General features: G+C 36.2%; 23 protein-coding genes. 17 read left to right on the top strand and 6 right to left on the bottom strand.

What is annotated here, in order from left to right:
* Nucleotides 1-311: 311 nt before the first annotated feature.
* Both NSQ18_RS00915 and NSQ18_RS00910 read right to left on the bottom strand, forming a co-directional pair.
* On the bottom strand, nucleotides 312-1,964 hold the full coding sequence (locus NSQ18_RS00915; RefSeq protein WP_339287681.1) for an IS1182 family transposase: 1,653 nt from the start codon (nucleotides 1,962-1,964) through the stop codon (nucleotides 312-314).
* Nucleotides 1,965-2,574: 610 nt separating this feature from the next.
* A complete protein-coding gene (locus NSQ18_RS00910; RefSeq protein WP_339288625.1) occupies nucleotides 2,575-2,799 on the bottom strand; it encodes a hypothetical protein in 225 nt (74 codons plus the stop codon).
* Between the two features lie 86 nt (nucleotides 2,800-2,885).
* On the opposite strand from NSQ18_RS00910, the gene folA reads away from it, so the two are divergent.
* From folA to NSQ18_RS00855, 11 genes are all read left to right on the top strand, one after another.
* The gene (gene folA / locus NSQ18_RS00905; protein ID WP_016839334.1) at nucleotides 2,886-3,362 is read left to right on the top strand and encodes a type 3 dihydrofolate reductase; all 477 of its coding nucleotides are present in this window, start codon (nucleotides 2,886-2,888) and stop codon (nucleotides 3,360-3,362) included.
* A 683-nt stretch (nucleotides 3,363-4,045) separates the two neighbouring features.
* Nucleotides 4,046-4,753, top strand: a complete 708-nt coding sequence (locus tag NSQ18_RS00900) for a CoA transferase subunit A (RefSeq protein WP_016839336.1) — start codon at nucleotides 4,046-4,048, stop codon at nucleotides 4,751-4,753.
* Nucleotide 4,754: 1 nt separating this feature from the next.
* Nucleotides 4,755-5,408 (top strand): CoA transferase subunit B, encoded by a 654-nt coding sequence (locus NSQ18_RS00895; RefSeq protein WP_016839337.1) that lies wholly within the window; start codon nucleotides 4,755-4,757, stop codon nucleotides 5,406-5,408.
* 106 nt (nucleotides 5,409-5,514) lie between these two features.
* The gene (locus NSQ18_RS00890; protein ID WP_096550922.1) at nucleotides 5,515-6,132 is read left to right on the top strand and encodes a TetR/AcrR family transcriptional regulator; all 618 of its coding nucleotides are present in this window, start codon (nucleotides 5,515-5,517) and stop codon (nucleotides 6,130-6,132) included.
* Nucleotides 6,133-6,186: 54 nt separating this feature from the next.
* Entirely contained in the window at nucleotides 6,187-7,329 is a 1,143-nt protein-coding gene (locus NSQ18_RS00885; protein WP_016839339.1) for an acyl-CoA dehydrogenase, read from the top strand.
* A gap of 22 nt (nucleotides 7,330-7,351) precedes the next feature.
* On the top strand, nucleotides 7,352-8,989 hold the full coding sequence (locus tag NSQ18_RS00880) for an AMP-binding protein (RefSeq protein ID WP_016839340.1): 1,638 nt from the start codon (nucleotides 7,352-7,354) through the stop codon (nucleotides 8,987-8,989).
* Between the two features lie 20 nt (nucleotides 8,990-9,009).
* On the top strand, nucleotides 9,010-10,365 hold the full coding sequence (locus NSQ18_RS00875) for an acetyl-CoA carboxylase biotin carboxylase subunit (protein ID WP_026019146.1): 1,356 nt from the start codon (nucleotides 9,010-9,012) through the stop codon (nucleotides 10,363-10,365).
* 100 nt (nucleotides 10,366-10,465) lie between these two features.
* Entirely contained in the window at nucleotides 10,466-10,678 is a 213-nt protein-coding gene (locus NSQ18_RS00870) for an acetyl-CoA carboxylase biotin carboxyl carrier protein subunit (protein ID WP_016839342.1), read from the top strand.
* A 10-nt stretch (nucleotides 10,679-10,688) separates the two neighbouring features.
* Entirely contained in the window at nucleotides 10,689-11,621 is a 933-nt protein-coding gene (locus NSQ18_RS00865) for a hydroxymethylglutaryl-CoA lyase (RefSeq protein WP_016839343.1), read from the top strand.
* Nucleotides 11,599-12,381 (top strand): enoyl-CoA hydratase, encoded by a 783-nt coding sequence (locus tag NSQ18_RS00860; protein WP_016839344.1) that lies wholly within the window; start codon nucleotides 11,599-11,601, stop codon nucleotides 12,379-12,381. Before NSQ18_RS00865 ends, NSQ18_RS00860 begins: the two co-directional genes overlap by 23 nt.
* Nucleotides 12,382-12,419: 38 nt before the next feature.
* The gene (locus NSQ18_RS00855; RefSeq protein WP_016839345.1) at nucleotides 12,420-13,958 is read left to right on the top strand and encodes an acyl-CoA carboxylase subunit beta; all 1,539 of its coding nucleotides are present in this window, start codon (nucleotides 12,420-12,422) and stop codon (nucleotides 13,956-13,958) included.
* A gap of 536 nt (nucleotides 13,959-14,494) precedes the next feature.
* On the opposite strand, the gene NSQ18_RS00850 is transcribed toward NSQ18_RS00855, so the two are convergent.
* Nucleotides 14,495-15,136: a hemolysin III family protein gene (locus tag NSQ18_RS00850; protein WP_016839346.1), complete on the bottom strand. Its 642-nt coding sequence runs from the start codon at nucleotides 15,134-15,136 to the stop codon at nucleotides 14,495-14,497.
* 165 nt (nucleotides 15,137-15,301) lie between these two features.
* Here NSQ18_RS00850 and NSQ18_RS00845 point away from each other — a divergent pair, with 165 nt between their 5' ends.
* The 4 genes from NSQ18_RS00845 (at nucleotide 15,302) to msrB (ending at nucleotide 17,896) form a co-directional block, all read left to right on the top strand.
* A complete protein-coding gene (locus NSQ18_RS00845) occupies nucleotides 15,302-16,144 on the top strand; it encodes a DegV family protein (protein ID WP_016839347.1) in 843 nt (280 codons plus the stop codon).
* A 204-nt stretch (nucleotides 16,145-16,348) separates the two neighbouring features.
* Nucleotides 16,349-16,927: a YpmS family protein gene (locus tag NSQ18_RS00840; protein WP_016839348.1), complete on the top strand. Its 579-nt coding sequence runs from the start codon at nucleotides 16,349-16,351 to the stop codon at nucleotides 16,925-16,927.
* Between the two features lie 11 nt (nucleotides 16,928-16,938).
* Nucleotides 16,939-17,472, top strand: coding sequence for a peptide-methionine (S)-S-oxide reductase MsrA (msrA, locus tag NSQ18_RS00835; RefSeq protein ID WP_016839349.1), 534 nt, complete (start codon nucleotides 16,939-16,941; stop codon nucleotides 17,470-17,472).
* The gene (msrB, locus tag NSQ18_RS00830; protein WP_339288616.1) at nucleotides 17,465-17,896 is read left to right on the top strand and encodes a peptide-methionine (R)-S-oxide reductase MsrB; all 432 of its coding nucleotides are present in this window, start codon (nucleotides 17,465-17,467) and stop codon (nucleotides 17,894-17,896) included. Before msrA ends, msrB begins: the two co-directional genes overlap by 8 nt.
* A gap of 75 nt (nucleotides 17,897-17,971) precedes the next feature.
* On the opposite strand, the gene NSQ18_RS00825 is transcribed toward msrB, so the two are convergent.
* The 3 genes from NSQ18_RS00825 to NSQ18_RS00815 all read right to left on the bottom strand — a co-directional run bounded on the left by NSQ18_RS00825 (nucleotide 17,972) and on the right by NSQ18_RS00815 (nucleotide 21,059).
* A complete protein-coding gene (locus tag NSQ18_RS00825) occupies nucleotides 17,972-18,550 on the bottom strand; it encodes a Ger(x)C family spore germination C-terminal domain-containing protein (protein ID WP_339288615.1) in 579 nt (192 codons plus the stop codon).
* A gap of 79 nt (nucleotides 18,551-18,629) precedes the next feature.
* A complete protein-coding gene (locus tag NSQ18_RS00820; protein ID WP_339288613.1) occupies nucleotides 18,630-19,139 on the bottom strand; it encodes a GerAB/ArcD/ProY family transporter in 510 nt (169 codons plus the stop codon).
* Between the two features lie 111 nt (nucleotides 19,140-19,250).
* Nucleotides 19,251-21,059 (bottom strand): methyl-accepting chemotaxis protein, encoded by a 1,809-nt coding sequence (locus NSQ18_RS00815; protein WP_339288612.1) that lies wholly within the window; start codon nucleotides 21,057-21,059, stop codon nucleotides 19,251-19,253.
* Between the two features lie 107 nt (nucleotides 21,060-21,166).
* On the opposite strand from NSQ18_RS00815, the gene NSQ18_RS00810 reads away from it, so the two are divergent.
* Both NSQ18_RS00810 and deoD read left to right on the top strand, forming a co-directional pair.
* On the top strand, nucleotides 21,167-21,394 hold the full coding sequence (locus NSQ18_RS00810) for a YozE family protein (RefSeq protein ID WP_016839355.1): 228 nt from the start codon (nucleotides 21,167-21,169) through the stop codon (nucleotides 21,392-21,394).
* Nucleotides 21,395-21,471: 77 nt separating this feature from the next.
* The gene (deoD, locus tag NSQ18_RS00805; protein WP_168412706.1) at nucleotides 21,472-22,188 is read left to right on the top strand and encodes a purine-nucleoside phosphorylase; all 717 of its coding nucleotides are present in this window, start codon (nucleotides 21,472-21,474) and stop codon (nucleotides 22,186-22,188) included.
* The last annotated feature ends 42 nt before the right edge of the window (nucleotides 22,189-22,230 follow it).

The raw sequence follows: 22,230 nt of genomic DNA, 5'->3' as shown, positions 1-22,230 counted from the left end.
AGTGGTGCTTTTTTATTGCAGAAATTGAAGCCCCTTACTACCAAGGACTGAAAGTCCGAACGGCGCGATACAGAAACCACATGCTAAACAAAAGTAAAATAAATATTTGAAGGAGACGAGAAGCACGGGGACCAAGAAGTTCAAGGAAGCGAGGCAGTCCGGAGCGGAGCGTACTATGTACGTGAGCACCGGACTGCCGAAGCTGACACAGAAATTCGCTGGTCAACGTGCTTCGGAGTTAGCGCCGATGGTAGTTAAGGGGTCCCCTTGTGAGAGATAGACGAGCGCTTCGCAAAGAGGCTGGGACAAAACTAGCTTCTAGATAGGAAAAAGGAGAATTTGAGCCAACTCAAATTCTCCTTTTTCCATTTATCCCCATTATTTTTGGTTAGTTGATCTTTGTTGGCCGTGTATTTTCGTAAATTCACGGCCATTAAGGCAATGCCTATTTCATTTTCCACTTTCGATTTTCCTCGAACGGAAAATCGAGTGAAACGCAAATTAGCCTTCAAGAATCCAAAAACTGGTTCTACGTCTATTTTACGTTGACGGAAAATAGAACCAGCTTTTTCTTCTGAAAGCTTCGCTCTTACATATTCTTTTTGTTGTTCCCATTTTTCATTCACCATGACCTTTCGGTGATTGCCTTCCTTTGCTTTTGTACATGATGAACGAAATGGACATCCTGAACAGTTTTCACATTCATAGATTTTCAATTCTCGTTTGAAACCGGTCTTATCTGTACGTACAGAACGATAACGGAAGGTTACTCGCTGCTGATTTGGACAAATGTAGGTATCACTTTCTTCGTCGTACATCCAATTGTCTGGATGAAATGGATTTTGTTTATATTTCTTCTTTTGTTCTTTCTCATACATGGTATATGGAATGAGTGCCTCACATTTTCGATTCGAAAGGATGTCTTCATAGTTTTGTTCACTACCATAACCAGCATCTGCGACAATATACTTTGGCAACGGAAAATAATCCTTTTCTATCTTATTCAAGAACGGAATTAATGTACGTGTATCAGTAGGATTTGGAAAGATGCTATAAGCTAGTGCGTATTGACCTTCTGTTGCGATTTGTACATTGTATCCAGCTTTCAATTGACCGTTTTTCATATAGTCGTCTTTCATTCGCATGAACGTTGCATCTTGATCTGTTTTGGAATAACTGTTCCGTTCCCCCAAGATGTCCAAGTCTTTTTGGTATTTTTGTTTTCGTAGAATGAAGTCTATTAATTGTTTGTACGCTTGTTTTGGATATTTTCGTTCGCTTCTTAATGCTTTTCGTTCTGTGGCATCGGGCGATGTTTCTATCTTTTGGTCATATTCCTTAATGACTTCATCGACTTGTTGCACCATTTGAGCGAGTTCTTCAACGGACAGTTCTCCCTCATTTTCCCGCTCCATTTCAGGGATGATTTCTTTTTCTAATAGTTCGTTGTATAACTGATTGGACTTTTCAATTAAGTTTTGGTTGTATTTTTCAATGGATTTCTTCCATACGAAAGTAAATTTATTGGCATTCGCTTCAATCTTCGTACCATCGATAAAAATGGCTTCTTGATCGATTAACTTTTCTTCCACCAGTTGGCAACGGAATTGGACAAAACATTGACGAATTAATTCTTTTACTTCCGGATGCACACGAAAACGATTGATCGTCCGATAACTTGGTTCATATCCTTGTGCCAACCACATCATTCGTATACTGTCCTTTAATAGCGCTTCAATTTTTCGACCTGAAAAGACAGACTGCGAATAGGCACACAAAATAATTTTTAGCATCATGCGTGGATGATAAGCAGGACAACCTGTATTTCGAAGAAACGGCTGGAAGGCTTCATCTGGAATACTTTCAACTAAATGGTGAATGTGGAAGGCAATATCATTTTCTTGTAATTTTATTTCTAAATCTAGAGGCAAAACTAATTGATTCATGTTATAATATTTGAACATAAGGTCCCTTCTTTCTGTTAGGTTTTGTGTGCTAACTTAATTTTAACAGAAGAGGTCCTTATTTTTTATTGAAAAAATGAAAAACAGCCCATGAAATTTCATTCCAAAATTTCATGGGCTGTTTCCATTTTAGAGGGGGTTTTGTCCCAGCCTCTTTTTTTATTGCAAAAATTGAAGCCCCTTACTACCAAGGACTGAAAGTCCGAACGGCGCGATAGAGAAGTGGCATTTAAAACGAAAGCAAAACAATTATTTGGAGGAGACGAGAAGCACGGGGACCAAGAAGTTCAAGGAAGCGAGGCAGCTCGGAGCGGAGCGTACTATGTACGTGAGCATCGGACCGCTGAAGCTGACGCAGAGATTCGCCGGTCAACGTGCTTCGGAGTCAGCACCGATGGTAGTTGAGGGGTCTTAGGGTGTTGAGAAAAAATATCGCTTGAGACAGTTAATACTTAAAATTTAATATGCATGAAACAATAAAAAACTAAGTTATAATGGAATATATTAGTTATTAATAAAATCTTTTATTGGTATCCGATTGAAAATTTTTAGTTTATCCACAGTGATAAATAATTTAGAATAATAAGGTGATTAACATGAAAAAAACACTTTATCCTGCAATTTTTGCGGCTATTACTGTGTTTTTAGTTAATGTGAACATTGTATATATTAATAATGATTTATCATAAAAAATCAAAATAATAGTAAATATGTTAGCAGCAACAATCGGAGCAATTTTAGGTGCAGTTGTTGTAAAAAGAGAAACAAGAATAGATAAATCAAAATGAATCCTTTCCATGAAACCTTTTGTATAATTAATTTGAACATTATGCAAAAATGACTAGTATGTATGAAGAAATTTTACTGAAAATCATGGAATCAAGGTAAAAATAAAATGAAATTTAAAATAGGAGAGAGAACATGATTTCACTAATTGTAGCACATGACAATAATCGAGTAATTGGATATAAAAATCAAATGCCTTGGCATTTACCTGGGGACTTAAAATATTTTAAAGAAAAAACAATGGGAAAACCAATTATTATGGGGAGAAAAACATTTGAATCTATCGGACGGCCTTTGCCTGGGAGAAGAAATATTGTGATAACTAGAAACAAAGAATATACTCATGAAGGGATTGAAGTGGTTTCAAGTTTCGATGAAGCATTGAAACTTGCGGGTGATGCTCAGGAGATCATGGTTATCGGCGGAGAACAAATCTTTAAACTTGCATTGCCGATTGCAGATCGATTGTATATTACACTTATTAATCATGAATTTAAAGGTGATACATACTTTCCGGCATACGGTGAAGAATGGAAAATCGTTTCATCAAGTGAAGTTTTTAAAGCCGATGAAGGATATACGTTTCAATATTTAGTTTATGAAAAAAAATAACCAGATGATTAAAGGAGCGTCTAAGAATTTGGCGCTCTTTTTGTAATTATGAAATTGTCAATTATCAAAATGGAACTTCAAAAAATCTACTTCTGAATAATATTTAATAATAGTATCTGTTAGTTTTCTAATATACTTTTCGTTTTACGATGTACTTTAACAAGTACATACTCTTTCCTCCACATTTGAGTAATAGCAATGAAACGTTCTCATCTTTTTGAACATAATGTTTTCATCTGCTTATTTCATTTCCTCATTTTCAGGTGTAGTAATATACCAAATAGAAACACCTACAACTTCAATTTTTCCCATTTTTCTATTGCTCCTTTTGGAGTGATATTGTCGATTGAAAAGAGTGGATAAGAAATTTATTGAACAAAATGATTGAAAGAAATATAATAAAAACAATTGAAAACAATCTTAATTATTTCAAAATTTTCTCCTTCGTGTTTTAATTTTCTTCTTTAGGGTATTAAGGAATTTGATTCATCCATGACGGTGATGGTATGATTTTCACTATTTCATCATACATCATCATTAGTTTTGGAATGGAAACGTTTTTCAGAATATTAATATAATAATTTATTTTTCTAATAAAAATTTAGTATAAAACTATTCTATTACACATATTTTTAAAATATAGATATATTTAGTTGCTAAAAAGATAAAGGAGGACTCACAACATGTCAAAAGTTTTTACATCTTTTGATGAAGCCATCCAAGACTTGAAAGATGGGGATACCATTATCGTTGGTGGATTTGGATTATGTGGCATCCCTGAAAAAGCGATTGAAGCCATTTTAAGAAAGGGAACAAAAAATTTAACGGTTGTCAGCAATAACTGTGGAGTAGATGATTGGGGACTTGGATTGCTGCTTGCTAATAAGCAAATCTCTAAAATCATCGCTTCCTATGTAGGGGAAAATAAAACCTTTGAACAACAATTTTTAAATGGGGAAATTGAAGTTGAATTAACACCTCAAGGTACACTAGCAGAAAGAATTCGTGCTGGAGGTGCCGGTATTCCAGCATTCTATACAGCAACAGGAGTTGGGACACCTATTGCAGAAGGAAAGCCAACAAAAGTATTTGATGGAAAAACGTATATCGAAGAAAGAGCAATCGTGGGTGATTTTGCATTTGTAAAAGCATGGAAAGGCGATAAATTAGGAAACTTAGTTTACCGGAAAACAGCAAGAAACTTTAATCCTTTAGCTGCAATGGCTGGAAAAATTACGATTGCAGAGGTAGAAGAACTGGTTGAAGTAGGGGAATTAGATCCTGATCAAATTCATACGCCTAGCGTCTACGTTCAACGTATTTTAGTTGGCGACCACTACGAAAAACGGATTGAAAGAAAGACAACGCGAAAAAAAGAGGAGGTTTATTAAGATGACTCTCACAACTAGAGAGAAAATTGTGAAACGCGCTGTGAAAGAAATAAAAGATGGCATGAATGTTAATCTTGGTATCGGTATGCCGACGCTTGTCGCCAATGAAATTCCAAGCGATTATCAAGTTTTATTACAATCTGAAAATGGTTTACTTGGTATTGGTCCATATCCGACAGAGGATGAAGTGGATCCGGATTTAATAAATGCAGGTAAAGAAACGGTAACTGCTGTAAAAGGCGCAGCATTTTTTGATAGTGCTGAATCCTTTGCCATGATTCGCGGTGGACATATTGATTTAGCGATTTTAGGTGGAATGGAAGTGTCTGAAAAGGGTGATTTGGCTAACTGGATGATTCCAGGAAAAATGGTAAAAGGAATGGGCGGTGCGATGGATTTAGTGCAAGGGGCGAAACGCGTCGTTGTAATCATGGAGCACTTGTCCAAAAAAGGAGAGCCAAAAGTACGAAAAGAATGTACTTTGCCGCTTACAGGTCAAGGTGTAGTGGACCGTTTAATTACGGAATTAGCTGTATTTGATTTCACGGAAGAAGGAATGGTTTTAATAGAAAAATCAAAGGACATTTCCTTGGAAGAATTAAAGAGCAAAACAGAAGCTGAATATAGCATTTCACCAAATCTTATAGAGTGGTAAAAAATTTTTTGTTGAAATTTATATGTTTTATGTCATAAAATTCTAAGAAAATAAATATATTTCTATTAGCGCTTGGTTCAAACGTGAAACCGAAAGGCGGAAAAAAATGAAAAAATCAGTTAAAGAACGAATTTTAGAAACTTCATTGCACTTATTTCAGGAACATGGTTATCACGGAGTCACGGTAGATAAAATCGTCTTAGAAGCGGGAACATCGAAAGGCGGATTTTATCACAATTATAAGTCAAAAGATGAGTTGCTATATGAAATCCATGATGTATTTATTTCCTATGTGATAGAAAAAGCGGAACTTTCCTACACGGAGAATAAAACGCCGATTTCTAGATTATCCGCCATACTGAATTCATTCATTAAAGTTTTTGACATGTATAAACCGTACATTACAGTTTTTTACGAAGAAAGCGCTTATCTAAATCATGAATTTAAACAAGTTATCAATGAAAAACGAGATCGCTATCGAAAGTTGCTTGAAAAGGTGATTGTTGAAGGCCAAGAAAGTGGAGATTTTCGAAATGAATTGCCAGCCAATATTGTAACAATGGCGATAATCGGCATGATCAATTGGACTTACAAATGGTTTAAGCAAGATGGACCAATGACTATGGAAGAAATTACAGCCATTTTCAAAGATTTAATCCTCCGCTCAATTGTCACAGAGCAAGGATTGGTTGAAGCTAAACAATTAAATCAATTAATAGAATAACCATAGGTCAAAAACAAACCGACTAGTCGGTTTTAAAAATAGGGGGAAATGTTCATGAATTTCGAATTAACAAAAGAACAATTAATGATTCAAGAAATGGTAAGAGATTTTGCAGAAAAAGAAATTAAACCGTATGCAAGAGAACATGATGAAAATTCCACATTCCCAATTGAAACATTTAAGAAAATGGGTGAACTTGGACTACTAGGTATTCCGTTCCCGGAAGAATACGGCGGTTCAGGAGGAGACACGATTTCTTACGCGATTGCGGTTGAAGAAATCGGAAAAGCTTGTGGCGGTACAGGACTAAGTTACGCTGCTGCCATCAGTTTGGGTGCATCTCCTATTTATTATTTCGGAACAGAAGAGCAAAAGCAAAAATGGCTTGTTCCAATGGCGAAAGGAGAAACACTTGGTTCCTTTGGTTTAACAGAACCAAATGCTGGATCTGACGCAGGTGGTACTCAAACGAAAGCTGAACTAGTTGGTGATGAATATATCATCAACGGTGAAAAGCAATGGATTACGAATGCTGGATACGCTAGACAAGTAATTGTAACAGCTGTAACAGGTAAAAGAGAAGATGGAAAGAAAATCATCACATCTCTTATTGTTCCTACTGATGCTCCTGGCGTAAAAATTCGTTGCGATTATGACAAAATGGGTGTTCGTGCATCTAACACTTGTGAGATTGTATTAGAAAATGTTCGTGTACCAAAAGAAAACGTGTTAGGTGATCCGAAACGAGGATTTAGCCAATTCTTACAAACATTAGATGGTGGACGAATTTCCATTGCAGCTCTTTCTGTAGGGATTGCTCAAGCCGCTTATGAAAAAGCGTTGAAATATGCAAAAGAAAGATATCAATTTGGCCAACCGATTTCTAAATTCCAAGCCATTCAGTTTAAATTAGCTGACATGGCAATGGAAATAGAATTAGCTCGCAACATGGTATATAAGGCAGCATGGTTGAAAGACAACAATAAACCATTTGGAAAGGAGGCAGCAATGGCAAAACTTTTCGCATCGGAAATGGGCTTTAGAGTATGTAACCAAGCGATTCAAATTCACGGTGGCTATGGTTACATGAAAGAATACGATGTGGAAAGACATTTACGTGACATTAAATTAATGGAAATTGGTGAAGGAACTTCTGAAGTTCAAAGATTAGTAATATCTAGATTAATAGGTTGCTAAAAAAATTTGAAGGAGGAACTGAATGGCTGATCTTGTTTATAAAACTATTGGTCAATTGTTGGAGGAGCAAGCGGAGAAATATCCAAATAAGGAGGCAGTTGTCTATTCAGACCGAGACTTACGATTAACGTATAAAGAATTTGATGCTTGGTCTGATCAAGTAGCGAAAGCACTCATGGCCCTTGGAATTGAAAAGGGTGATCATATCGCCGTTTGGACAACAAACGTACCAGAGTGGGTAGCATTACAATTTGCTACTGGCAAAATGGGTGCTCCGCTCGTAACGGTCAATACAAATTATCGAACTGCAGAACTTGAATATTTATTAAAGCAATCCGATTCCAAAACGCTCATTTTAATTGAGCAATTTAAAGACCATCGCTTCATTGATACAGTTTACGAAATTTGCCCTGAATTAAAAACTTGTAAACCTGGGGAACTGAAATCAAAACGCTTACCGATGTTGAAAAATGTTATCATCATAAGCGAAAACCAATTCGACGGAGTATACAACTGGAGTGACGTCATTAAACTGGCAGATCAAGTGTCGGATGAAGAATTAGAACAAAGAAAAGCTTCTCTTCACTATGATGATGTCATTAATTTACAGTATACTTCCGGAACAACAGGATTCCCGAAAGGTGTTATGTTAACACATTACAATATCGTAAACAATGCCATTAATATTGCAGAAAGTATGAAGCTGACTAATGAAGATCGCCTATGTATTCCAGTTCCGTTCTTCCACTGTTTCGGATGCGTCATTGGAACATTGGCCATTGTAAGCGTTGGCGGTACGATGGTGCCGATTCAAGAATATAATCCAGTGGAAGTTTTAAAAACGGTGGAGAAAGAAAAATGTACTGCCTTACATGGTGTACCAACGATGTTTATTAGTGAATTGAATTTACCTAATTTTGATGAATTTGATTTATCATCACTACGTACAGGTGTAATGGCTGGTTCCAACTGTCCTGAAGAAGTAATGAAAGCTGTTATTCAAAAAATGAATATGAAAGATATTACGATTTGCTATGGACAGACTGAATCTTCACCAGTAATTACACAAACACGCACAGACGATCCATTTGATTTAAAAGTGGGTACAGTAGGGCGAGCTTTACCGAATGTGGAAGTAAAAATCATTGATCCAACAACTGGTAAAGAAGTGCCGCCTAATACGCAAGGTGAACTTTGTACGCGTGGCTATCACGTGATGAAAGGTTACTATAATAATCCAGATGCCACAAAAGAAGCCATTGATGAAGATAACTGGCTTCACACAGGGGACCTTGCTACAATGGATGAAAACGGCTATGTGCGAATTACAGGCCGTTTGAAAGATATGATTATTCGCGGTGGAGAAAATATTTATCCTCGTGAAATTGAAGAGTTTTTATATAAAAATCCAAAAATTTATGACGTACAAATCGTTGGTGTGCCAGATGAAAAGTATGGAGAAGAAGTGGCTGCATTTATCATCTTAAAGAAAGGTGAAACAGCAACGGAAGATGAAATTCGCGAGTTTTGCAATGGAAAAATTTCTAAACATAAAATTCCTAGATATATCTTCTTCGTAGACCAATATCCAATGACAGCATCAGGAAAAATTCAAAAATATAAGTTGAGAGAACAATTTACTGCAAAACTTGTACACTAGTAGGAAGGAGAAGTATGCCGATGTTTAAGAAAATATTAATTGCAAACCGCGGAGAAATTGCTAGAAGAATTATTCGTACCTGCAAAAAATTGAATATTCGTACAGTAGCGGTCTATTCGGAGGCAGATCGTGAATCCCTATTCGTTCGAGAAGCCGACGAAGCGTATGAAATTGGTAAACCCCCTGTTTCTTTAAGTTATTTAAATATTGAAAAAATAATAGAAGTTGCTAAAAATGCAAATGTCGATGCGATTCATCCCGGTTATGGCTTACTTTCTGAAAATCCCAATTTTGCAAAACGATGTGAAGAAGAAGGCATTGTTTTTATCGGACCGAAACATGACGTAATCGCTGCAATGGGAAGTAAGTTAGAAGCAAGGATTAAAATGAAAGAAGCAGGGGTACCAATTATCGAAGGGGTAGACGTTGCTATTGAAAACGTAGAAGAAGCAGTCAAAATAGCAGATCAAATTGGCTATCCGTTAATGTTAAAAGCTTCTAGCGGCGGCGGTGGCATCGGCATGCAACGAATTAATAATAGCGATGAACTTTCAAAAGCCTTTGAAGGCAATAAAAAGCGAGCACAGTCTTATTTTGGTGACGGCACGATGTATATTGAAAAATACATTGAAAATCCTCACCACGTAGAAGTGCAAATTATCGCCGATGTACATGGAAATGTAGTACCGCTTTTTGAACGAGAATGTTCAATCCAACGTCGAAATCAAAAAGTGATTGAGGAAGCACCATCTCCAACAATTTCAGATGCAACGCGAGAAAAAATGTTAGAAGCAGCTGTTCAGGCAGCGAAGTATATTGGCTATACTAATGCTGGAACTTTTGAGTTTTTAGTAGATGACAAAGAAAATTTCTATTTCTTAGAAATGAATACTCGATTGCAAGTGGAACATCCTGTAACGGAAGAAATTACGGGAATTGACCTTGTAGAACAACAAATTCGGGTTGCAGAAGGGTTGCCGTTGGAGATTTCGAAAGATTCAATCAAGATGAAAGGACATGCGATTGAAGCGCGAATTTATGCCGAAGATCCAGTAACGTTTTATCCTTCACCGGGGACAATTACTTTACTGGAATTGCCTGAAGGGGAAGGAATTCGAAACGATTGTGCTGTTGAATCAGGATCAGCGGTTACGCCATTCTATGACCCGATGATTGGCAAATTGATTTGTTTCGGTGAGACGCGCGAAAAAGCATGTGAACGTTTAGTTGAAGCATTGAAACAATACAAACTAGAAGGAATTAAGACAAATATTCCAATGCTTATTAAAATTGCAAGTCACGAAGAATTTAGAAAAGGTAATATTACTACAAGTTTTGTAGATGAATATTATCTACCTGAATTTCAGGTTAAGTAAGTAAATTTAAGCTGTTCAATGATAATAGCTTTTCTTTCCATCATTGAACAGCTATTCAATATTTTTCATTTAGTTAGTAATAATATTTGGAGGGATTATGATGACAGTAGTAAAAGCAAATATGGCAGGAACAGTTTGGAAAATTGTTGTATCTGAAGGGGAACAAGTACAAGAAGGACAAGATGTTGTAATTTTAGAATCAATGAAAATGGAAATTCCGATTGCTTCTGAAGCAGCAGGAGTTGTGAAAAAAATCTTTGTTCAAGAAGGCGATTTTATTAACGTAGATGATGACATTTTAGAAATCGAATAGGGTGAAAAGGATGCATCTTCCAACGAAAGTGACAATTAAAGAAGTTGGTCCAAGAGATGGATTGCAAAATGAATCCAAGTTCATTGAGACACAAGACAAAGTGGATTGGATCAACTTATTAAGTAAAACAGGATTAGACTATATTGAAGTATCCTCCTTCGTTCATCCGAAGTGGATTCCACAATTAGCTGACAGTGAGCAAGTATTAAAGTCAATCAATCGAGAAAAGGGAGTAACGTATGCTGCCTTAGTTCCGAATATTCGCGGGCTTGAGAGGGCTTTAACTTGCAACGTAAATGAAGTCAGTGTGTTTATGTCCGCTAGTGAAGGCCATAATAAAAGCAATATTAATAAAACGATTGATGAGACGTTTCCTGTATTAAAAGAAGTTGTGGATGAAGCGTTAAAAGCAAATGTAAAAGTGCGCGGATACGTTTCAACGGTGATTGCTTGTCCTTATGATGGACCTGTTTCACCAGAACAGGTGTTAAAAGTAGTGGACCGATTAGCGGAAATGGGAGTTTATGAAATTTCATTAGGAGATACAATTGGCGTCGGGGTTCCAACGCAAGTGGAAAGTTTACTTTCTACATTATTAAAACACTTCCCATCAAATCTATTTGCCATGCATTTCCATGATACGAGAGGTACGGCTCTCGCAAATGTAGTGAAATCTTTAGAAATGGGTATTACGACATTCGATAGTTCAACTGGTGGGCTTGGTGGATGTCCATATGCAAAAGGAGCATCAGGAAATGTTTCCACTGAGGATTTATTATACATGCTTTCTGCCATGAACATCGAAACTGGCGTTAATCAAGAAGCACTGATCGAATCAGCATTTTTCATTGAAGAAAAAATTGGTAAGAAATTAGTTTCAAAGCAAATGGAAATTGCAAGAAATGAAAGGAGCGCTAACGTTGACAACGCTCGTACAGTTTAACGAAATCGAAAAGGGCATTGGTCTCATTACGTTAAATAGGCCAGAAGCAGCAAACGCGATGTCCATTCAATTATTGACGGACCTCAATGAATGTTTGGATGAGGTTGCTAAAAATCGAGAAATTCGTGTTGTATTAATTACCGGCAGTGGTGATAAAGCCTTTTGCGCTGGGGCAGACTTAAAAGAGCGCAAAAATATGAACGAACAACAAGTTCGTGAAACAGTAAGACTCATTGGCAGTACGGTCAATCGAGTAGAAGCTCTGCCACAACCAGTCATCGCTGTTTTAAACGGCGTTGCTTTCGGCGGCGGATTGGAATTAGCTCTAGCGTGCGATCTTCGCATTGCCAGCAGTGAGGCAAAAATGGGCTTAACGGAAGTTTCCTTAGGCATTATTCCAGGTGCTGGTGGTACGCAGCGTTTACCTCGTTTAATTGGTCTTGGAAAGGCGAAAGAATTAATTTATACAGCAAGAAGAATTACAGCAAGCGAAGCCCTTGAAATCAATCTCATCAACGAAGTCGTTGAAAAAGAAGATTTACTAAAAAGAGCGACAGAACTGGCTAGAGAAATTGCCAAAAATGCACCGTTATCACTTATTCAAGCAAAGATTGCCATTAATAAAGGGATTGAAGTCGATTTAACAACGGGATTAAAAATCGAAGAACTTGCATATAACGAGTTGCTATACACTGAAGACCGTATGGAAGGTTTAGTAGCATTCCAAGAAAAAAGACAACCTCAATATGTAGGAAGATAACTTAATTTACGCTTTCAGAGCCAAAGGAGGATTCATTCATGGGTGATACGGTAACAAAAAAATCCCACGCAGATTTAATAGAAGAAATTAAAAAAGGTGGACATGAGAAATACCATCAAAAAAATAAAGAGCAAGGGAAATTATTTGTACGCGATCGACTTAAATTGCTTTTTGATGAGGATGTATTAATTGAAGATGGCATATTTGCAAACGTAATGGCGGGAGATTTGCCGGCAGATGGAGTTGTAACTGGGATAGGCAAAATCCATGGACAAACAGTTTGTTTTATGGCCAATGATTCAACGGTAAAAGCAGGATCATGGGGTAAAAGAACAGTTGAAAAAATCTTGCGCATTCAAGAAACTGCTGAGAAACTAGCTTGTCCAATCATTTATTTAGTTGACTCTGCAGGAGCTCGTATTACTGACCAAGTGGAAATGTTCCCAGGAAGAAGAGGAGCGGGGCGCATTTTTTATAACCAAGTAAAGCTATCGGGTAAAGTACCTCAAGTATGTTTATTATTTGGTCCATCTGCAGCAGGTGGCGCCTACATTCCGGCATTCTGTGATGTGGTCATCATGGTGGATGGTAATGCATCCATGTATTTAGGTTCTCCTCGAATGGCTGAAATGGTAATTGGTGAGAAAGTAGATTTAGAAACAATGGGCGGAGCAAAAATGCATTGCTCTGTATCTGGTTGTGGAGACGTTCTTGCAAAGACGGAAGAAGAAGCGATTGAATACGCAAGAAAATATTTAAGCTACTTCCCAAATAATTATCGCGAAAAACCTCCAGTACAAGCACCAAAATTGCCAGCTCAATTCGAAAAAACAATTGAGGAGATCATTCCAAAAAATCAAAACGTACCTTTCAATATGTATGATTTAATTGATCGAATCATTGATGAAGGTTCGTTCTGTGAAGTGAAAAAGCTGTTTGCAGCAGAACTCATTACTGGTTTTGCGCGGATTGATGGACAAGCGGTTGGAATTGTAGCGAACCAACCGAGAGTCAAAGGCGGAGTATTATTCCACGATTCTGCTGATAAAGCGGCTAAATTCATCAACCTATGTGATGCTTTCCATATTCCATTAATCTTCTTGGCGGACGTACCAGGATTTATGATTGGTACTCAAGTGGAAAGACAAGGAATCATTCGCCATGGAGCAAAAATGATTTTTGCGATGAGTGAAGCGACAGTTCCAAAAATTACAATCATTGTGAGAAAAGCATACGGTGCTGGATTATATGCAATGGCAGGTCCTGCTTTTGAACCTGATTGTGTGATTGCATTAACAACAGCGCAAATTGCAGTTATGGGACCTGAAGCGGCAGTGAATGCGGTTTATGCGAATAAGATAGCTCAACTGCCAAAAGAAGAACAACAAGCATTTATTGAAGAAAAACGAAATGAATATCGTGAAGAAATCGATATTTATAAGTTAGCTTCAGAATTAATTGTGGACGATGTCATCGAGCCAAATGAGTTGCGTCAAGTGTTGACTGCAAGACTTCATGCTTATTCTTCAAAATATCTCGTATTCTCAGAGCGTAAACATGGAGTAAGTCCAGTATGATAATGGAAAAAAGTGCGAACTATTTCGCACTTTTTTCTTTTGAAGAATGGCCATTATTTTATTCGAGTTGACTATTTTCCATTAAAGTTTGGAATGCACTTTCTTTAAGTTAAATGGCAATTAAAAGGATTCATTTGGCCAATATTCAATTTGAATTGACTATTATCGGAGCGGCTGTGACTATTATCCGCTTCATAACCATCTCATTTTTATTGGTTGGCTATTAAATGAATCTATTTGGCTAATATCTGATTTAAAATGACTATTATCGAGGCGACTTTGACTATTATCCGTTTCATAACCATCTCATTTTTAATGGTTGGCTATTAAATAGATTTATTTGGCTAATATCTGATTTAAAATGACTATTATCGAGACGACTTTGACTATTATCATAGCGGATTTGGTTAATATCCGCTTCATTGCAGTCTCATTTTAGTTAATTTGCTATTAGATGAATTCATTTGGCCAATATCTGATTTAAAATGACTATTATCGGAGCGGCTTTAACTATTATCCCCCTCATCATCTTTTTGTTACAAATAAACCGCCACACAAACCACCATACACGTACATCCTGCGATGACAAATAAATGCCAAATTGCGTGATTATAAGGAAGTTTTCTCCAAGCATAAAAAATGGAACCTATTGTGAAAAACAATCCTCCGGCAAGAAGTACAATAAAACCTTCTAACTGTAAAAATGCATAGAGCGGTTTAATAGCAAACATAATAAGCCATCCCATTGCCAAATATAATATTAAAGAAAAAGTTTCAAATTGGTGAATAAACAAGCATTTAAACACAATTCCAAACAAGGCAATGGACCAAATAATACATAATAGTACAAGTCCAAGTGTCCCGTTTACAGCAATCAACAAAAACGGAGTATACGTTCCTGCAATTAATACATAGATCGAGGAATGATCGAGAATGGAGAAAAACTTTTTATATTTTTCCGGCATGCTATGTAATAAAGTGGACATACAAAATAACACAATTAACGATGCACCAAAGACGGAGTAGGAAATAATTTGTACGACGCTTTCATTATGCACAGCCAATAATATTAACAAAACACAAGCAGGAATACTTAAAAGTAATCCAATTCCGTGAGTGATGGCATTCCAAAATTCTTCTTTCCAATTTTTGTAATCAATTTGATGGATATTGTTCATCTTATCACTCTCCTAATAATGAATAGGTTACATGAATACATTTCAATACAACACTATCATTTGTCACATATTTCAAATACCCATGAAAGTTATGACAGTTGTCATCTTTACAACCGGGATCATCACTTTATATAATAATTCAAATTAGCTAGAGGAAGTGTGCAAGTGGGAAAGATTCATATTGTGACGGATTCATCAAGTGATATTTCAAAAGAAGAGGCGTTAGAAAAAGATATCCATATTGTTCCTCTGACGGTGCACATTGATGGAAAAACATACGTTGATGGGGTGGAGATTCATCCTGAACCATTTTTAGACATGATGGATCAAGCAAAGGAATTACCGAAAAGTTCACAGCCAGCACCAGGCCAATTTGCAGAGATTTATGAAAAATTAGGAAAAGATGGCGATGAAATCATTTCAATACACGTTGCTGGCAATTTAAGCGGCACATTAAGCTCAGCTCAACAAGGAGCACAAATCGCCAATGCAAAGGTAACCATATTTGATTCACAATTCATCGCCTCTGCATTAGCAATCCAAGTGCGGGAAGCGGTGCGGATGAGAGAAGTTGGAGCTTCTGTCCATGACATCATCGAAAGGTTGAAAGAAGTTCGCGTTAATACTAAAATGTATATTTATTTAGATACGCTAACGAATCTTGTCAAAGGTGGCCGAATAGGGAAGGGAAAAGCACTATTAGGCTCATTATTGAACATTAAACCTATTGCTATATTAGAACAAGGTGAGTATCTACCTGTTGCCAAAGTAAGAAGTTATAGTCAAGTGGTAAAATATATGTTTAAAGAGTATATAAAACATACTACAGGGAAACAGGTCAAATCGATCTGCATCTCTCATGCAGGTGGGATGGAAAATGTAGGAGCACCGTTAAAAGAACTGATTGAACAATCGGGCTTTTGCGATATTGAAGTAACGGTTACTTCCCCAATCGTTAGTACTCACGCCGGTCGAGGAGCCATTGCATTAGTGTTTTTTGCAGAATAACTAAATATTGGAATCGAAGTGTCAACAACCTGTTCGAAGGGAGTAGACACTTTTTTTATGTTTATAAGCGTATTCTTTTATTAAATTTTCCAATCAACTTATAATAAATATTACAAATGCATGTATATTTAATAGAGTTTGATGCATACTAAAAGATTAGTGCTGATAGAACCATTTGTAAGATTGAATAGGAGTGTCAGATGAATGAATGTTTGGAAAGTCGCCTTTTTTATATTATCAGGTTCCATTGTATTATTATTGGCATTCGTAATTTACTGGGCGACTTCATCTGTGGAAACAGCAATCCCTTCTCCTAAAGAAACATCTCTTAAACCTTCAGATAGTGTCCTATATGTTGAAACGACAGCGGAAGATTTTGAAAAAATGGCCATTAAATATTTAGCGCAAGAATTAAAAAATTCGTCATTACCGGTGGATATAGAGATAAATGATGCCATTCAGATTTCCAGTGAGATTATTGCATTTGGGATTACTGTACCTGTTTCCATGAAATTCGAACCAGTTGTCAATGAACATGGCAATATTCATTTAGTTCAATCAGAAGTGAATGTAGGGAGTTTAAATCTCCCTTCTTCAATGGTATTGAAGTTAATGAATGAAGCCATTGATTTTCCTGAGTGGATGATTATACGACCTGATGCACAAGAAATATTTGTGGATTTATCAAACTTATCGCTTTCTTCTGGTGCAAGGGTGAAAGCAAAAGAAATTGATTTGAAAAATAATCGAATACTATTAGAAATCGTGATTCCAAATGAATAGGAGTGAACAAAATGCCAACGGAACTAGCCACATTTGCTGGAGGATGCTTTTGGTGTTTAGTCAAGCCGTTTGATCAACTAGAAGGGATTGAAAAAGTCGTTTCCGGATATACAGGGGGACATGTGGTAAATCCCACATACCAACAAGTTTGTTCCGGGACAACGGGTCATGTAGAAGCAGTACAAATTACCTTTGATCCAGCAGTTTTTCCATATGAAAAATTAGTGGAGATTTATTGGACATTAATTGATCCGACTGATCCGGGAGGACAATTTTTTGATCGAGGGGAGTCTTATACTACGGCTATTTTTTATCATAATGAAGAGCAGCGAAAAATTGCAGAACAATCTAAAAAGCGTCTAGAAGAGTCGGGAAAGTTTGATAAACCGATTGTCGTAAAAATTCTTCCAGCAAAACCATTTTATCCAGCTGAAGAATATCATCAAGATTATTACAAGAAAAACCCGCAACATTATGAACGGTATTTTATCGGTTCTGGTAGAGCTCAATTTATTAAACAACATTGGGGGGATATGAATGAATAAAGAAGAACGATTGAAACAGTTAACACCAATGCAATATTATGTGACGCAACAAAATGGGACTGAACCGCCTTATCAAAATGAGTATGACCAACATTTTGAAGAGGGGATATATGTTGATATCGTTTCCGGCAAGCCGCTATTTAGCTCAAAAGATAAATTTGATGCAGGGTGTGGTTGGCCAAGTTTTGCAAAGCCAATCGACGGGAATGAGATCGTGGAAAAACTGGATTTATCCCATGGTATGCGCAGAATTGAAGTTCGAAGCAAAACGGCAGATTCTCATTTAGGTCATGTATTTCCTGATGGGCCGAGAGCGTTAGGTGGACTTCGCTATTGTATCAACTCAGCGGCTCTTCGATTCATACCAAAAGAAAAACTAGAAGAGGAAGGTTATGGTGAGTATTTGAAGTTATTTGAAGATTGATCATGCTTTCGTAAAAAATGATGATCCGATAAACTAGTACGGATCATCATTTTGTTTACTTTGAAAAGTGAAGGGTTAATTGTTATGTTCTGTGTCTAGCGAGTTCTTGTAAAAGGTTCTTCCAGCTTTTAATTTTTTAACCTTTACATTGACTTCTTTAATTGAATCTTCTGTTAAAGGAATGACACCATTTTTCTCAAGTTCATTCCATAATTTAACATTTTTTCTGTAAAGGATTTCAGAAAGGCGGTACACATCTAGATTTTTTTCTAATCCTATCTTATACGTTTGAAGTACTTCATTTTTGATTGCCTGTTCAACAGATTCTCTTAATTCTTTCTCCGTAGTATTTACATTAAAGCTGCTCATGATTGAATTCACTGAAATATCGATTTGAAATCTTACGTTATTTCCGTTTACTATTGGCGTAATTTTTACTTTATGATTTCGATTCGTAAATGTGATGTTGCTTCCTTTCAGATTGGTTGTAATATTACTTGCGATGGTTTCCTTTGATATCCATTGCAATCCATTTGCTTCTTCTTTTATTAAATAGCCGTGAAATTCACTAGGAGTAACAAGTGCTACTCCTTCAATTTGGAAAGAAGAATCATTTCCTTGTTCTGTAATCCAAGATTCCCCAATAGTGATCAACTAGGAGGGTAGTGTATTTGGGGAATGTTGGCAAGTGGTTTTTTGTTTTATAGGACCTGCATAAATTAATTGCCAAACGTTACATTTTTAGTTTGCCATAAACAGTAAATGATGCGTAAAAGCCAAAGATAATCACAAAAAATAAAATAATTGTATTGACACTCACAATCGTTTGAATATTAGTAGAAATTAATAAGAAACATACAATGATATATAAAAGTATTAATAATGGAATGGGTGTGTTTTCTAAAAAGGTTGAGGACATCCAAAGAATCGTTTCTCTTAAAGTAAATGCAGCAAGGGAATATAAGAAAATAATGAAAATATACAGTATGATTTTCGATGTTTTTTGACCTAATTTTTCAGCAAGCCATACTTTTATGGGTTTTAGTTGTGATTTCTTTTGTATATATAGAATCCATAGTAACCATGGAAATAACGTAATACTCGTAAGAATGACAGATATCCATCCATCGCGTTTAGCGGTTTCTAAAATTGGCGAAAGAATCGTTACATGATTTTTTAAGCCGATAGAGGTTAAACATATAAAAATAACGTGCAAAATACTGATTTTAAATGTATTGTTCACATTTTCATCTCCTACATGATTTCTATCTATGAAAAGTCTAACCAAAAATAAAAAAAATTCGCTATCTACATGGTAAATAGCGAATTTTTTTATTTTTGTTAAAAGTCCATTTTATATTTTGAACTCGCTAACTAGATTTCTTAAATCATCAGCCTGTTTTGCAAGCTCTACCGCGCTAGCATTGATTTCTTCCATCGCAGCAGACCCTTGCATGGCTGCTTGGGCTGATTTTTCCGTTGCAATACTTGTGTTTTGACTGAGAGCATTGACTTCTTGGAAAGATGTTGTCAAGTCATTGACAATTTTTAAAGTAGAACTAATCTTTTCAACCATCGAAATAATAATATTTGTTGTCTTATTTGTTTGAGATAGGATGCCATTTAATACTTCATTTGTTTCATTCGTTACTTCCACACCGCGAGAAATGGATTCTACGCCTTTTGCATTTTGCATGACAATCGTATTAATTTCATCTTGAATAGAATGAACAATTTTTGCCACTTCTTTTGCTGCTTCTTGCGATTGGATGGCGAGTTTCTTCACTTCATTACTTACTACTGCAAAACCTTTTCCATGTTCTCCAGCACGAGCAGCTTCAATTGCTGCATTTAAAGCAAGCAAATCTGTTTGTTCTGCAATAGCTGTTATCGTTGAGATGATGGATGTGATATCTTTTGATTTTTGTCCTAGGGCTTCAACTGTTGAAGTAGTGTTTTTCATCGTGTCTTCAATGAAATGAATGACATTTGTCGAATCTTTTACTGATTGGCTGCCGTTTTGAGCAGCTGATTGCATTTCTTTTGCTGCTTTTTGAACTTCATATGCTTCATCATTTAATTCAACCATTGACTGTTCAAGTGCTTTCATTTTTAATGCAGCTTCATTCATTCGTTCGATTGTCGAGCTGGAATCATTTGCAATATCATGGGTAGAACTTGCAATTTCATCAATTGATTTTGCATTTTCTTCTGCTAATGCCATTAATTCTTGAGAACTAGATGAAACATGCTCAGCTAAGCTGGCCACTTTTTTTACTAATTTTGAAATTGATTCGATTAACAAGTTTGTGGAGTGGGCAATTTCAGCAAATTCATCTTTTGTCGCTACTTTCACCCGTCTCGTTAAATCTCCTCCAGCATGGGCGATATCAAGAATGGAATGATTAATTTTCGCTGTATTGATTCGAATAGAACGGAATAACAGATAACTAAAGAAAACAGCGATAAACAATGAAAATGATGATAGACAGATGAAGGCGATGCGCGAGAATTTTGCAAATTTTTCGATTTCTTTGATCGTTTTTTCGTTTTTGTCTTCTAATAAATGCAACAACTCATCAGCATGTTTTTCGATATTATTTTTAATGGCAGGTCCTTCACTTCTTTCCATTAAACGAACGGCTTGTTCATAACTGTAATATTGTCTTGTTTCAATAATTCCTGTAGATGCGTACAAATATGAGCGAAAAAATTGTTGAATGTAACTGACAAGCTGGAATTCTTCCGGGCGATGTTCAAAGTTTTTGCTAAGTTCGTTGAGTTGATTTTCAATTAATTGCTTTGTTGTATTATATTTATTTAAGTTTCCTTCATCCCCGTAAATGAGAAACGCTTGTTCAAAAATCGTCAAATTCGCAATGTCATTTGCTAATTGATTGATTTCCCTTTGTTCCTTTAAGTTTACTTCTGCAAAATGATTTAAGTTTTGTTGTAGTCTAGTTATGTTAATATAGGATAGAATAAGCATGATAACGATAATTGTAATGAGTATTGCATAGGTCAGTACAATTCGACCACGAATTGTGTGATAGAAACGGCCTTTCGTAGGACTTTTCGTTTGGTGTTTTTTCCCTTTTGCTTGAACTTTTTTTGTGGATTGATTATTCATTTTCTGTACTTTTACGGTCATTTTTGTAAACATCCCCTTTAAAAAATGCTGTTTCCATGTATTGCTATCTTCAAATCTATTCTACTATAAAATGTTAAAAAGTCCTACATAAATTTAACTAGATAGGCGGGAGGTACTGAATGAGTCAAAGTTTTTATCAATTTGTCCTTTCTTATCGTGGAGGAGATCTATCGGATCCAAAAACTCGGTTTGCTGAGAAAATGTTTCAAGATCACAGTTTTCCCAAAATTAGCCGTTCTTTTGAAGAGCTGTCCAGTTACATTGAAACATTAGCAGATGATGATTTATCCACGAATGCTTTTGACGAACTATGGGAAATTTATCGCATGAAAAATGATGGTGAATGAGTAACAAATTATTCATTGCATAATTTTTGAAAAATAAGTATATTTTAGTTTGAAATCATTGAAATGAGGGGAAGCCATTGAGTATTCATATTAATGCGAAACCTGGAGAAATTGCAGATATTGTCTTACTTCCTGGAGATCCGTTACGAGCAAAATATATTGCAGAAAAATTTTTAGAAAACGCGACATGCTATAATGAAGTGCGCAACATGTTTGGATTTACAGGAACGTATAAAGGTCACAGAATTTCTGTGCAAGGAACGGGAATGGGGGTTCCGTCCATTTCTATTTATATTACGGAATTAATGCAAGATTATGGAGTAAAAAAATTAATTCGCGTTGGTACTTGTGGCGCTCTGCAAAAAGATGTAAAAGTGCGGGATGTGATTTTAGCCCAATCCGCTTCCACAGATTCCAAAATGAATGAAATTATTTTTAATGGAATTGACTTTGCGCCTACAGCTAATTTTGATTTGCTATTAAAAGCTTATAACGCTGGATTGAAAGCTGGTTTGAATTTGAAAGTTGGTAATGTTTTTACAGCTGATATGTTTTATTCAGATGAAAATCAAAATGAAAAGTTAGCGCGTTATGGGGTTTTAGCAGTGGAAATGGAGACAGCAGCCCTTTACACATTAGCTGCTAAGTACGGAAGACAAGCCCTTTCCGTATTGACAGTTTCAGATCATATTTTGACAGGCGAAATTACGACTGCAGAAGAAAGGCAAACAACGTTTAATGATATGATTCAAGTGGCGTTAGAAGCTGCAATAGAAAATGAATCAGCCATCTAAAAAATATTTATTAACATTTTGATATAGAATTTAAATATTGGA

The organism is Ureibacillus sp. FSL K6-0786 (assembly GCF_037965165.1).
Taxonomy (GTDB): domain Bacteria; phylum Bacillota; class Bacilli; order Bacillales_A; family Planococcaceae; genus Ureibacillus; species Ureibacillus thermosphaericus.
This window is presented reverse-complemented; position numbering and strand designations above follow the sequence as displayed.